6 protein-coding genes and 1 pseudogene are annotated in these 14,173 nt (G+C 43.9%); 6 read left to right on the top strand and 1 reads right to left on the bottom strand.

Annotated features, from left to right (window positions below):
• The 3 genes and pseudogenes from RMX89_RS25630 to RMX89_RS25620 form a co-directional block, all read left to right on the top strand.
• Window positions 1-314: pseudogene (locus RMX89_RS25630) on the top strand (hypothetical protein); the annotation flags it as partial.
• On the top strand, window positions 311-613 hold the full coding sequence (locus tag RMX89_RS25625) for a helix-turn-helix domain-containing protein (RefSeq protein ID WP_322690934.1): 303 nt from the start codon (window positions 311-313) through the stop codon (window positions 611-613). The pseudogene RMX89_RS25630 and the gene RMX89_RS25625, both read left to right, overlap by 4 nt.
• 103 nt (window positions 614-716) lie before the next feature.
• On the top strand, window positions 717-911 hold the full coding sequence (locus RMX89_RS25620) for a hypothetical protein (protein ID WP_322690933.1): 195 nt from the start codon (window positions 717-719) through the stop codon (window positions 909-911).
• 168 nt (window positions 912-1,079) lie between these two features.
• On the opposite strand, the gene RMX89_RS25615 is transcribed toward RMX89_RS25620, so the two are convergent.
• Window positions 1,080-4,448, bottom strand: coding sequence for a CHAT domain-containing protein (locus RMX89_RS25615; RefSeq protein ID WP_322690932.1), 3,369 nt, complete (start codon window positions 4,446-4,448; stop codon window positions 1,080-1,082).
• 241 nt (window positions 4,449-4,689) lie between these two features.
• Between RMX89_RS25615 and RMX89_RS25610 the strand changes: the two genes are divergently transcribed.
• The 3 genes from RMX89_RS25610 (at window position 4,690) to RMX89_RS25600 (ending at window position 14,131) form a co-directional block, all read left to right on the top strand.
• Window positions 4,690-6,966: a caspase family protein gene (locus RMX89_RS25610; protein WP_322690931.1), complete on the top strand. Its 2,277-nt coding sequence runs from the start codon at window positions 4,690-4,692 to the stop codon at window positions 6,964-6,966.
• Window positions 6,967-7,070: 104 nt separating this feature from the next.
• On the top strand, window positions 7,071-10,106 hold the full coding sequence (locus tag RMX89_RS25605; RefSeq protein WP_322690930.1) for a CHAT domain-containing protein: 3,036 nt from the start codon (window positions 7,071-7,073) through the stop codon (window positions 10,104-10,106).
• 1,013 nt (window positions 10,107-11,119) lie between these two features.
• Complete coding sequence (locus RMX89_RS25600) at window positions 11,120-14,131, top strand: CHAT domain-containing protein (RefSeq protein ID WP_322690929.1); 3,012 nt, start codon at window positions 11,120-11,122, stop codon at window positions 14,129-14,131.
• Window positions 14,132-14,173: the final 42 nt, after the last annotated feature.

The following is a 14,173-nucleotide window of genomic DNA, read 5'->3' as shown; positions in this document are numbered from 1 at the left end:
AATCGCTGAAATTCCTTTGCCGTATACATTTACCATTTTCGGATAAGTCTATTGAGCTTCCAGCCAATTTTCCTGATGCAGCGAATACACCTAAATTTTTATATGGCGATCGCTTGCGTTGGCTCACTGCTGAAAGTGATACTGACTGGGGTATTGTCATTGGTAGATTCTATAGCTATGCGCCCCATCATTGCTGTTGGGCATGGTGCTACCTAATTTGGTTGAGCAAAGACAGTCCCAGCGCATCTTGGACATCTGCTGACATTGCCTGGGAAGAGGATTTGGAACCAATCAGCGAGGAAACAAACTTATGAATCCTCATCCATTGAAGCAGCGAGAGCAAGATTTAATTCAACTCTACAGCTACTGTGAGTTGGGAATGACTCCCAAGGAGTTTTACTCCAAGTGGCAGGTAAATTACGAAGAAATTGCTCAAATTTGTTCTCGCTCACTTTCCACTGTTCGGCGCTGGTTTTCTAGGGGACGCAACTACCGCCGCCCCATGCCTACCGATTTACGCCACCTTGCCCTAATGAGCTTTTTGCTTGAACACTTTGAGGAGATTCCCGAAGAACTCTTGAAAAACCTTTGTTTTCCAGACAAGAGTGAGTAGGACTTAAACCCAATTTCAATATCATTCTGATATTTTTTGCCAGCCACCATCACAGTAGGCTGGCTTTTGTCTTGGAAAGTACAAATACGACCTAGAGAATTTTATGACTTACTCCGAAAAGCTCAGTCCTTGGTGTGTTATCAGGCTTTTACCTAATATGCAGCACCGGATTTTAGCCCGTTTTCGTCGCCGCAGTGATGCGGAAGCTCATCTACAAGTTTTACACCGACTGATTCCAGGAATGAGTTTTACACTAATTTTCAATGTAGCGTCGGAGAAACAAGACCAAACTACTTGAAATTAACCATCAGGTATAAAATACTCGTTGCAAAACTCTTCTTCATTTTGTAGATACGAAGGGTTTTGTGTATGAATAAGCTCTTGGATAGCAAGTTAAGTTAGTAGCGATCGCACTTATATAGCTCCACATAGCAACATTGCATATTATTCTTGCTAGCCATTTACTCTACCATCCATTGCCAATGAGGATGAATGGTGCCCAGTAGTAGGGATGGCTAAGATTACGGGAAATAGATTGTTCACCTTGCCCCAATTTATAATTAACGCTACTACGATTGCTATTATTGCCTTGGCTGTTGCTTTTGAGCATGGTGAGTTGCGCTTGACGTAAAGCTTCTGTTTTGGTCATCTGACCTGTAGAGAGATTCTGGTAAAATTGCTGCATTAATTGGCTGGTGCTGGCATCGTTGACGAGCCAAAGTGAAGCAATCACCGCCTTAGCGCCGTTAGTAAGAAAGTAAAAACTCATACCAGACATTTCTAAGCCATCAGCATCTACTCCACCCAAAGCAGTTTCGCAAGCGGAAAGTACTACTAAATGAGTATCTGCCATGTAATTGCCTAGTGTTTGAATTTTATCAACAGTTAATTTATCACCGATACCAGAAAGGAGGAAAGAATTTTCTGGACGACCAGATTCAAATTTACCGTGGGTAGCAAGGTGCAATACTTTATTACCTGTGAGATTGTCTCGTAAAGAGCTAAAAGTAAACTTTTCATTAAGAAACTCTAAGCCAGGGAAAATGCCCTGTTCTGCTTTTCCCGACTTCTGAATGATTGTGGCTAATTCATCAGGGACATTTGATAAGGCATTAAATCCCGGAAAAGCTTTAGAGACTCCCATTGCTAAGACGCGAATCTGTTGCTTGTTGTGGGGTAAGCGCTCTTTGACATTTGTTAAGCCTGCATTCAGAATTGTGGAAACTGCATAACGCTCTATTAAATATTGTTGCCCATCGAATAGGGCTGCCATTGGAATGTAGCGGGTGGAACGGTCAAGAGAAAAGACTAAATGATGGATATTTTTATCTTTAATTTCTTTCTCTAAAGGTTGGAGCAGCCAGTTATATAATTGCTGACTTGTGGCTTTAACGGCTGTCTCATCTTCAGGACTGGACAGTTGGGTTCTGAATTGGTTTACCGTTTTCCAGAGTTGCTGTTGGTTGACAGGTGTTTCAAAGCTGCGGAAAACCACGCCTTTTTCTCCAGCTCTACTAGCTAGGAGAATCCGAATTTTGTCTTTCAAAACTAGGGGATAAATTAGGATTGTACCTGGTTCAGCAGTGACAATTTTGGCAGCAGTAGTGCGGAGTTGTTCAGGTTCAAGGAGTGCGGGGTCTTTGGCGAGTCGGTCTTGGAGGGTTTTACGAAAAGCATTAGTGTCTTGCTGGAATTTTTGGGTTAAGACATCAAGTTGATCTCGTAGTTGGCTGAGGGTGCTACATTTTTTCTGCTCGCATTCATAAACCTGTTGTCCAAAGACGATGAGAGTGCCATATTTTTTCAGGATTTCTTCTTCGATGCGGGCTAAAGCAATCCCAGAGGTTTCACCACCTGCTCTAGCATTGCGGGTAAAGTCTCGCAATTCTTGGATTTTCAGGAGTTCGAGAACTTGTTGAGCTTCTAGTAGTCTTCCTTGAGAAAGCAGCAAGTCAGCTAAACGGCGATAGGTATCTGCTACGGTTTGGGTGTATGACTCTTGTTGCTCACGGGGTAATGTGCGAATCTCGTTACGGATGCTCTCTTGCACATTGACTGATTGCTTGTAAAAGACAATGGCTAATTCTGATTGCTGCTGTTTTTCTAGTGACAAGCCAATATTATTGAGAGCGACTGCCTCGCTTTGGCGGTCTTTGATTTCTCTGGCGATCGCTAACCCTTGCTCTTCATACTCAATGGCTTTGACATAGTTGCCCAAAGATCGGTAAGCAAGTCCGAGACTGCTCAGGGCGACTCCCTCACTTCGGCGGTCTTTGATTTCTCGCGCGATCGCTAAGTATTGCTCTCCATACTCAATAGCTTTGGCATAGTTGCCCAAAGATCGGTAAGCAAGTCCGAGACTGCCCAGAGCGACTCCCTCGTTTTGGCGGTCTTTGATTTCTCTGGCGATCGCTAACCATTGCTCTCCATACTCAATGGCTTTGGCATATTTGCCCAAAAATTGGTAAGCAAGTCCAAGATGGCCCAGAGCGACTCCCTCGCTTTGGCGATTTTTGATTTCTCTGGCGATCGCTAACCCTTGCTCTTCATACTCAATGGCTTTGGCATAGTTGCCCAAAAATTGGTAAGCAAGTCCGAGACTGCCCAGAGCCATACCCTCGTTTTGGCGGTCTTTGATTTCTCTAGCGATCACTAACCATTGCTCTCCATACTCAATGACTTTGGCATATTTGCCCAAAGATAGGTAAGCAAGTCTGAGATTGCCCAGAGCCTTACTCTCGCTTTGCCGGTCTTTGATTTCTCTGGCGATCGCTAACAATTTTTGTTCATACTCAATGGCTTTGGCATAGTTGCCCAAAGATAGGTAAGCAATTCCGAGATTGCCCAGAGCGACTCCCTCGCTTTGGCGATCTTTGATTTCTCGCGCGATCGCTAACCCTTGCTCTTCATACTCAATTGCTTTAGCATATTTGCCCAAAGACAAGTAAGCAAGTCCAAGATTGCCCAGAGCGACTCCCTCGCTTTGGCGATCTTTGATTTCTCGCGCGATCGCTAACCATTGCTCTCCATACTCAATTGCTTTGGCATATTTGCCCAAATATAAATAAGCAAGTCCGAGATTGCCCAGAGCCTTACCCTCGCTTTGGCGATCTTTGATTTCCCGCGCGATCGCTAAGTATTGTTGTTCATATTCAATGGCTTTGGCATAGTTGCCCAAAGATAGGTAAGCAAGTCCGAGATTGCCTAGAGCGGCTCCCTCGCTTTGGCGGTCTTTGATTTCTCTGGCGATCGCTAAGTATTGTTGTTCATACTCAATGGCTTTGGCATAGTTGCCCAAAGATAGGTAAGCAAGTCCGAGATTACCCAGAGCCTTACCCTCACTTTGGCGGTCTTTGATTTCTCGCGCGATCGTTAAGTGTTGTTGTTCATACTCAATGGTTTTGGCATAGTTGCCCAAATATAAATAAGCAATTCCGAGATTGCCTAGAGCGGCTCCCTCGCTTTGGCGGTCTTTGATTTCTCTGGCGATCGCTAAGTATTGTTGTTCATACTCAATGGCTTTGGCATAGTTGCCCAAAGATAGGTAAGCAAGTCCGAGATTGCCTAGAGCGGCTCCCTCGCTTTGGCGGTCTTTGATTTTTTGATAGAGTTTGAGTGCTTGTTGCCAAGACTGAAACGCTGCCTCAAATTGACTTGTATTAAACTGTTGAATTCCTTGTTGAAAAAGTTTGTCTGCTTCTGCTTTGGGGTCTTGGCTAGTCTGTGCTTGTGCTGAAGTAGAGAGTATGTAACTGGGAATGGCCAGCAGATAGGGGAAAAGCACCAGTAACAGAGTTGGCGCGATCCAGCTAACTAATCTGAGATGCAAGGACATTACAGTTAAAATGGGGGAGATTACTGAAGATTTTACCTAATGTATTGCCAGTTTGGGAGACTAGTATCGCTACGCGTAAGTCAAAAGTCGCCCTTCGGCTGCGCTCAGGGTAAAAAAGTCAAAAGCACTGTCCTTTCTGGCTTTGAGCTTTTAGAAATGGTCTGTTTATTTCCGCCAAGTTGTACTAGAGAGTATGGCAATCTGTATTTTAATCCTTAATTTAGGTTTGAGAGAGTGAAGTATGTCTTCCATTAAGCGTCGTCAGTTTCTACAATCGCTAGGTGCATCCCTAACAATTCTGGGTATCAATCAACTGAGTATGCAGCAAGCGGCTTGGAATTACGGCGAGGTTCTCGCACAGGATACACGCCGGAAACGAGCGCTGTTAGTGGGCATTAATGACTATCCTGGGACGAGTGCCCAAGACTTAAAGACACAAGGATTGTGGTATCAGTTAAAGGGGGCAGTAAATGATGTGGATCTTCAGCGAGAACTGTTGATTCATCGCTTTGGGTTTCATCCAGATGATATTCTGGTGTTGAGCGATCGCCAAGCAACTCGTCAAAATATTCTAGATAAATTTGAGCAGCACCTAATTCAATGGGTTAAGTCGCCAGATGATGTAGTAGTCTTTCACTACTCAGGACATGGCTCGAATGTGATTGACCCAAATCAGGTATTCAAAGATAATCTCAACGGAACCATTGTCCCAGTTGACGCAGATTTACCTGATGGCTATCCCCAGAAAGGTGGTGAAGTTAATGATATTACCGCAGGCACTATTTTTCTGCTGCGGGAAGCACTTGGGCGCAAAACTAAAAACGCTACATTCATTCTCGATAGTTGCTACTCTGGCGGTGGAGTACGGGGGAATTTGATTATCAGATCGCGCCCCGGTCATGTAGAATTGCGAGGCGAAAGAATCACGCGATTGGCAGCTAGTCAAGAAGAATTGGCATATCAGCAGCGCTGGCTGACTGATTTGAAGCTATCTCAGGAAGAATGGATTGCCCGACGTAGAAAAAATATTGTTAACGGTGCAGCAATTTTCGCTGCCCAGCGCAATCAGGAAGCAGCTGATGCAGCATTTGCTCGTGATGTTCATGCAGGTGTGTTTACATACTCGTTGACTCGACAGCTTTGGCAGCAAACGAGTAATCAGGCGATGGGTAAAGTAGTCGTGGCTGCTGCTGCGAAAACTGAGCAGTTTCTGAAAACTATACAAAATTCTCGTGGGCAAAAGCCGGATATTGAGGTAAAATCCGGTAGCAATGATGATCAGCAGCTGATGTATTTTGCCCCGATGCAGAAACCAGCAGCAGAGGCTGTGATTACAGAAATCATAGGAAAGACTGTAAAACTGCTATTAACTGGTGCAGAACCCCAAGTTTTGGAAGCTTTGGGTAAAGGGGCAATATTTACTATTGTGGACGATCGGGGACAAGCACAAGGGACTGTAAAAATAGAGTCACGCGATCGCCTGAATGCAACTGGCTTACTTCAAACTAATTCGGCGGTCAAAATCTCTCCTGGAACTGCCTTGCAAGAACAAATTCGGGCAATTCCTAGTAATCTCAAACTACGGATTGGGTTAGATAAATCACTCAACAGTGAAGCAGCAAAACAGGCATTGCGATCGCTCTCCCGGATTGAAGTAGCACCTTTGCTAGAACAGGAAGTACATTACATCTTGGGTAGAATGCTACCTCGTTACCGCCAGGAGTTTGAGAAAAGAGCGATCGCAGATTTACCATCTGTAAATAGTGTTGGTTTGTTCTCGGTGGGATTTGAGCCGATTCCTGGTTCATTTGGGGCAACAGATGAAAGTATTAATGAAGCAGTCAATCGGCTACAGACGAAATTTAAATTATTGTTAGCAGCCCGATTGATGAAACTAACACTCAATGCCAGTTCATCTCGGTTAAACATTGTTGCTAGTCTTGCAGGTGCTAACACTCAGTCTTTGCTGGCAGAGTCGTTTACAGTGCGTGGGGGTAAAAGTCCATCTCCAAAAATTCCGCTAAAGGTCAAATCTCAAACTCAGTCGATTGCTCAGATTGAGGTTGACAAACCTGTACAAATCTCTGTGGAAAACCGAGAAAGCCGTGATTTGCATATAGGAGTATTAATCTTTAGTCCTGATGGGGATATTGATATTTTGTTTCCCTTGAGTGAAGGCAAGAATGCTGCACTTGTTTCAGCAGGGCAGACACTTCAAATCCCAAGTGAAGCAGAAGGAAAGCTGTCTTTTGGTAAACCCTTGGGGATTGTAGAAGTGTTGATTGTGGCGAGTACAGTACCAATTGACAAAGCTTTAAAACCGCTACAGGCATTGATAATGGAACAAAGGAGCGAAAAAAGAAGTAGTAGTCAGGTGGCTGAAAAAGCAGAAGATGCGATCGCTAGTTTACTAGATGATCTTGCTGGCGGGAGTCGCGGTGAAACGAAAACAAATATTCGCCAGTTTGATGTTCAACAGATGGCGGCGTTATCCATTACGTTTGAAATTATTGCCTGACAAAGTAAAGAATCAATGCACTATCTCAACCTGATGATCGCTCTCATAATACTTACGGTATACTAGAAGCAAAATCATAAGTAATCTCACTAATTTAAATTGTAATGTCCTTGCGACTAAGACTAGTTAGCTGGCTCATCTCGCCTCTGCTGCTGGTATTTATTCTCTATGTGTTGCCGATTCCCAGTTCTTTGCTCTGCACAACCGTACAAGCACAGACGAATCAAGACCGCAAAATAGAAGCAGGTAAGCTATTACAGCAAGGAAATCAGCAGGTGCAACGTAGCCAATACCAAGCTGCAATCCAGTCTTGGCAACAGGCGTTAGCGATCTATCAAGAACTTAGAGATTTTAATGGTCAAGCTTCTTCGCTGATGAGTTTAGGCATTGCTTACGATTCTTTGGGGCAATACCCCAATGCAATTAACTTCTATCAGCAATCTTTGACTATTTTTCGCAATATCGGCGATTACAAAGGTGAAGCCAAATCGCTGGGGAATCTGGGCATTGTTTACGGTTATTTAGGGCAATACACGAAGGCAATTGACTTCTTTGAGCAGTCTGTCGCTATTAAACGCAAAATTGGCGATCACAAGGGTGAAGCCAATTCCTTGGGAAACCTGGGCAGTGCTTACTATTACCTGGGGCAATACTCTAAGACGATTGAGTTCCACGAGCAATCTTTAGCTATTTTTCGCGACATCGGCGATCGCAATGGTGAAGGCAATTCGCTGATGAATGTAGGCAGCGCTTACCATAACTTGGGGCAATACTCTAAGGCGATTGAGTTCTACGAGCAATCTCTGACTATTAAACGCAAAATTGGCGATCGCAATGGTGAAGCCAAATCTTTGGGGAATCTGGGCAATGTTTATCAATCACTAGGAAAATACGCGAAGGCGATTGACTTCTACCAGCAGTCTTTGGTTATTGTTCACGATATTGGCGATCGCAATGGTGAAGCTGTTTTCCTAAATAATCTGGGCAATGCTTCCAAATTACTAGGGCAATACCCGAAAGCGATTGACTTTTATCAGCAGTCTCTGAGCATTCAACGCCAAATCGGCGATCGCAATGGTGAAGGTAATTCGCTGATGAATCTGGGCATTGCTTACCGTAAACTGGGGCAATACACGAAAGCGATTGACTTCTATCAGCAGTCTCTGAGCATTCAACGCCAAATCGGCGATCGCAATGGTGAAGCCAAATCGCTGGTGAATTTAGGCAATGCTAACTCAGATGTGGGGCAATACGCGAAGGCGATTGACTTTTATCAGCAGTCTCTGAACATTCAACACCAAATCGGCGATCGCGATGGTGAAGCTGTTTCCCTGATTAATTTCGGCAGTAGTTACCATATTTTAGGGCAATACACGAAGGCGATTGATCTATATCAGAAGTCTCTGGTTATTTTTCGCGATATCGGCAATCCTGAAGGAGAAAGGCTTGCTCTCATTAAGATTGGCTCAATATTTGAAGAACATAACCAGCCAGAATTAGCCATTGCATTTTACAAGCAATCAGTCAATGTGCAAGAGAGCATCCGGCAGGATATTCGCATATTACCCCGCGAACAGCAGGCATCCTACACTAAAAATATTGCTGCTCAAAACTATCGCGGTTTGGCTTCACTCTTACTCGAAAAAAATCGAGTAATGGAAGCATTGCAAATTCTAGACTTGCTCAAAGTTCAAGAACTTCAAGACTTTTTACGCAACGTACAAGGTAATGAGAGAACTGTAAAGGGAATTGAGCTATTACCCCAAGAGCAGAAAATCTTACAAGATTATACAGCGATTCAAGAGACAGCCATTCGCCTTGGTGCTGAACTCGCCGATCTCCGCAAACTGCAAAATAGCACTCCTACTCAACAGCAACGCCTTCAGGAACTTGAAAAAATCCAGGCGCAAACTAACCAACAAATGAGTGAGTTTCTCAAAAGTCCTACTGTAGTAGCTTTATCGCAACAAATACAACAAACTGCCCCACAGCAAAATCTTACTTTACCCGCTTATCAAGACCTGCAAACCCGATTGCAGCGCTTAGGAAAACGCATCGCCCTATTCTATACCTTGGTTTTGGACGATCGCCTGGAATTAGTGCTGTTACCCCCTGGTAAACCACCAATTCGTCGTTCAGTAGCAATAAAGCGGACGGAACTAGAAAAAATGATTCAAACTTTCCGTCAAGATTTGCAAGATCCCAACTCTGAGGTTAAGCAATCCTCCCAAAAGCTTTATGACCAATTGATTAAGCCCATTGAAGCTGACCTTCAACAAGCAGATGTACAATCAATCATCTATGCACCTGACGGTCAAATGCGCTACATTCCCCTAGCTGCACTGTATGACGGTAAGCAATGGCTGACCGAACGCTATCAAATCAACTACCTCACTGCTTTAGCATTGACTAAACTTGAGCCTGAACCTACTAACGCTCCTCGTGTTTTGGCAGGAGCATTTACACAAGGTAGTTATAGTGTTCAGGTAGCAGGGCAAACCTACGACTTTCAAGGACTACGCTTTGCTAAGACGGAAGTTGAGGGATTAGGTGCAGCAATTCCTAACACTACCAAACTGTTTGACAAAGCTTTTAACCGGGATGCTATCTTATCCCAAATTAAAAATTACAGCATTGTTCACATGGCAACCCATGCTGTTTTTGTTAAAGGCGCGCCGGAAGATTCTTTTATCCTCATGGGTGACGGTACTCGAATTAACCTCAAAGAAATTGAAGAGTGGAAGTTGCCAAATGTGACTCTGGTGGTACTGAGTGCCTGCCAAACAGCGCTGGGTGGAGAACTGGGTACTGGTTTGGAAATCCTGGGTTTTGGCTACCAACTCCAACGTACAGGAGTTAGAGCTTCGATTGCTTCTCTCTGGGAAGTCAATGATGGTGGTACTCAAACTTTGATGAATACTTTATATACGCGGCTCAAATCAGGAAAAATAACTAAAGCTGAAGCTATCCGCGAGGCTCAGATTGCCATGATTACAGGTAAGAACCAAAGCAGCGACAGCAAAAAGCGAAGTAGTGTGAGATTAACACCAGGAAATAGCGGACAATCTGCACCCATTTCTCTTAATCTCAGTCACCCTTACTACTGGGCACCATTTATTTTAATTGGCAATGGGTTGTGATTATAGGGAGTTGCTAGGGAGTGAGGTACACGGATGAGGGCACAACATTGTTCATTGGTATCAACTTAACGTGAAAGGCTTTGTTGATCAAGATATTTGATCCCCCAACCCCCTTAAAAAGCAGGGCTGTTTCATTCCCCAAAGAGCTTTGAAAATCAAGAGTTCTAGCAATTAAAAATTGGTTATTTTGTTACTAGCGTGCCGAGAAAATAAACTGTTTTACTGATATTTAAGTGCTTAAATGTTCATCTTATCGTCACGCTTACTTACAATTTTTTCGCTAACCATCTTGACAAATCCTGTCTGAAATGGAATGAAACAGCCCTGCCTTAAAAAGGGGGCTAAGATTCTAATTCCCCCCTTAAAAAGGGAGGTTAGGGGGGATCAAAAGTTTATGGTGCTAAGAGAGAAAACGCCAAAGACTTACGCTGTATACATCTCAGCTTAAATTGACACGTATGAGCATTGTTGTGCCCCTACAAAGGACTGGACTTCACACAATTAAAAATTGCTACAAGTATAGCTCACCGTAAAAAATCCAAATTTCATTTTTCGTAGGCTGGGTTGAGGAACGTAGACGGAGAGAGGCTTCCCGCAGGTTAACCCAACATCCAAAAACCCTCATTAATGAGCCTTTTATATTCATGAATGAGTCTTTGATATTCGTGCACAAGCCTTTGATATTCATGAATGAGTCTTTGATATTCATGAATGAGTCTTTGATATTCGTGAACAAGCCTTTGATATTCGCGAACAAGCCTTTGATATTCATGAACGAGCCTTTGATACTCGTGAATGAGGGATACAAAACCGATTGAAAGGGCTAGTACAGCACGGCGGAAGTCAAAAGTTAAAAGATTTGTACAGAAGTTACACAAAAATTGTCAAAAAGGCTACAGTATGCAGCCTTGTTACTTTCATCGTCAAGAATTAAGCAGTATCTCAACTTTATGATTGCTAATTGCGATATGCTAAAAGCAAAATATTCAGTAATTTCCCTACTTTAAATTGTAATGTCCTTGCGAGTCAGACTAGTAAGGTTGTTCACACCGCCGTTGCTAGTGCTGATTCCCTCACTGCTGCCGATTCCCAGTGAGCTTGTCTCTATTACAGCACAAGCACAGACCAGCCAAGACCGGAAAGCAGAAGCAGACAGGCTTTTGCAGCAAGGAAATCAGCAATTTAAACGTAGCCAGTACAAAGCGGCGATCTATACTTGGCAACAGGCATTAGCGATTTATCAAGAACTAAGAGATCGCAATGGCAAATCCAAGTCGCTGAATAATCTGGGCAATGCTTACAATTCCCAAGGAGAATATGCCAAGGCGATAGAGTTCTTCCAGCAGTCTCTGGTTATTTCTCGCGATATCGGCGATCGCAATGGCGAATCCAACTCGCTGGGAAATCTAGGCAATGCTTACAATTCCCTAGGGCAATACGCCAAAGCTATAGAGTTCTTCCAGCAGTCTCTTGTGATTTCTCGCGATATCGGTGATCGCAATGGCGAATCCAAGTCGCTGAATAATCTGGGCAATGCTTACAATTCCCAAGGAGAATATGCCAAGGCGATAGAGTTCTTCCAGCAGTCTCTGGTTATTTCTCGCGATATCGGCGATCGCAATGGCGAATCCAACTCGCTGATAGGTTTGGGCAATGCTTACGATTCACTAGGGCAATATGCCCTAACTATAAAGTTCTTTCAGCAGTCTCTGGTTATTTCTCGCGATATCGGCGATCGCAATGGCGAATCCAACTCGCTAATAGGTCTGGGCATTGTTTACGATTCCCTAGGGCAATATACTAAGGCGATAGAGTTCTACCAGCAGTCTCTGGTGATTTCTCGCGATATTGGCGATCGCAATGGCGAATCCAAGTCGCTGGGAAATCTGGGCATTGCTTACGATTACCTAGGGCAATATTCCAAAGCCATAGAGTTCTATCAACAGTCTCTTGTGATTTCTCGCGATATCGGCGATCGCAATGGGGAAGGAGCTACCCTGAGTAATCTGGGCAGTGCTCACTATTCCCTAGGGCAATATGCCAAGGCAATAGAATTCTACCAGCAGTCTCTGGTGATTAAACGCGATATCGGCGATCGCAATGGTGAATCCAAGTCGCTGGGAAATCTGGGCAATGCTTACAATTCCCTAGGGCAATATACTAAGGCGATAGAGTTCTACCAGCAGTCTCTGGTGATTTCTCGTGATATCGGCGACCGCAATGGCGAATCCGCCTTGCTGAATAATCTGGGCAGTGCTCACTATTCCCTAGGGCAATATGCCAAGGCGATAGAATTCTACCAGCAGTCTCTGGTGATTTCTCGCGATATCGGCGATCGTGAAGGAGAAGGGCTTACTCTAGCTAACATTGGCTCAACACTAGAAAAACAGAAGCAATCAGAATTAGCCATTGTCTTCTACAAACAATCGGTGAATGTGCGTGAAAATATCCGGCAAGATATCCGCAAATTACCCCGTGAGCAGCAAGAGTCATATACTCAAACTGTGGCAGGTAGCTATCGCCGTTTAGCTGACTTGTTACTCTCCCAAGGACGAGTTCTCGAAGCCCAACAAGTCTTGGAACTATTAAAAATTCAGGAACTGCGAGACTATACCAGAGATACTAGAGCAGGTGGTGAAACTCAGGGAAGTTCCCTAACTCCAGTGGAATCCCGTGTAATTCCGCCCTTCAATAATCTGGTGAATTTGGGGCTAAAACTAACTGAATGCGAACGTAAACCCCCCTATTGCCCAGAACACGATCAACTGCGAGCTTTACGAGATCAAGCCAATGCAGAATTTAACAAAGAAGCAGACAAACTCAGAGCTTTAGCCAAGCAACAACGCCAAAGAGATCCGGCTCAGATTCAGCAAGAGGAACTCACAGTTGCAGCCCAAAAAATAGTTCAATCCCAACCGAAGACGGTGTTAATTTATCCCTTGGTGCTGGAAGATAAACTCTGGCTGGTTTGGGGAACTCAAGCCGGGAAGCAGGGGGTTGTTTTTAATAGCAAACTTGTACCAGTAGGACGCAAAGAACTGGCTACAACAGTTGTGGAGTTTCGGCAATTGCTGGAACAGCCAGGGGATGTCAAAGAGTTACAAAAAGTCAGCCAAAAACTTTACCAATGGCTAGTTGCACCTTTACGAGCCGAATTAGACACTAATAATATTCAGAATTTGGTGTTTTCCCTTGACCGTTCCACCCGCTACATCCCAATGGCTGCGCTGTTCGACGGCAAAAAATATTTAATTGAATCTTTCAATATTTCTACGATTTTGACTGCGGGGTTAACCGACACGAGCGATCGTCTTTCGCCAAAAATTGAAAACGATCCTGTACTGGCTTTAGGATTATCTGAGCAGTTTGGCAACTTCAAATCACTCCCCAATGTTAAAGATGAAATTAATGGCATTATCCGTAGTCAGACCAATCCCAATGGGATTTATCCAGGTTTGTCCCTGATCAACAAAGATTTTACCAAAGATGCTTTTAAATATCTGATTGATCATCGGATTTTGCATATTGCTACCCACGCTCAATTTATCTCTCAAAACCCAGACGATTCTTTTCTACTTTTGGGAGATGGTAATTCCTTTAAGATTCCCGAAGTGAAAAACTTAACTGATTTAGGCGGAATTCATCTGGTGGTGCTATCTGCTTGTGAAACAGCGCGGGGTGGAGAAGACAAAGAAGGCATTGAGGTGTCTGGCCTGAGCTACTACTTTCTTACCAGTGGCGCTAAATCTGTGATTGCTTCTCTGTGGCTAGTCAATGATGCCAGTACCAGCCAATTAATGCGATATTTTTATCAAAATCTAGCTACTGGTAAGATAACCAAAACAGAAGCTCTGCGGCAAGCACAACTCATGATGATTGTAGGTAAGAACCAAAATAGCGACACCAAAGACCGAAGCAGTGTGAGATTGACACCAGGTAATAGCGGACAAGCTGCAACCATTTCCCGCGATCTCAGTCATCCCTACTACTGGGCACCATTTATTCTCATTGGCAATGGATTATAGGGAATATATAGCAGTCCTATTTAGGTTGTGATTAAAGTCACC

It is taken from the genome of Nostoc sp. DedSLP04, from assembly GCF_034530775.1.
Classification (GTDB): Bacteria; Cyanobacteriota; Cyanobacteriia; order Cyanobacteriales; family Nostocaceae; genus Nostoc.
The sequence above is the reverse complement of the archived record's forward strand: the minus strand, read 5'-3'. Positions and strand labels throughout refer to the sequence as shown.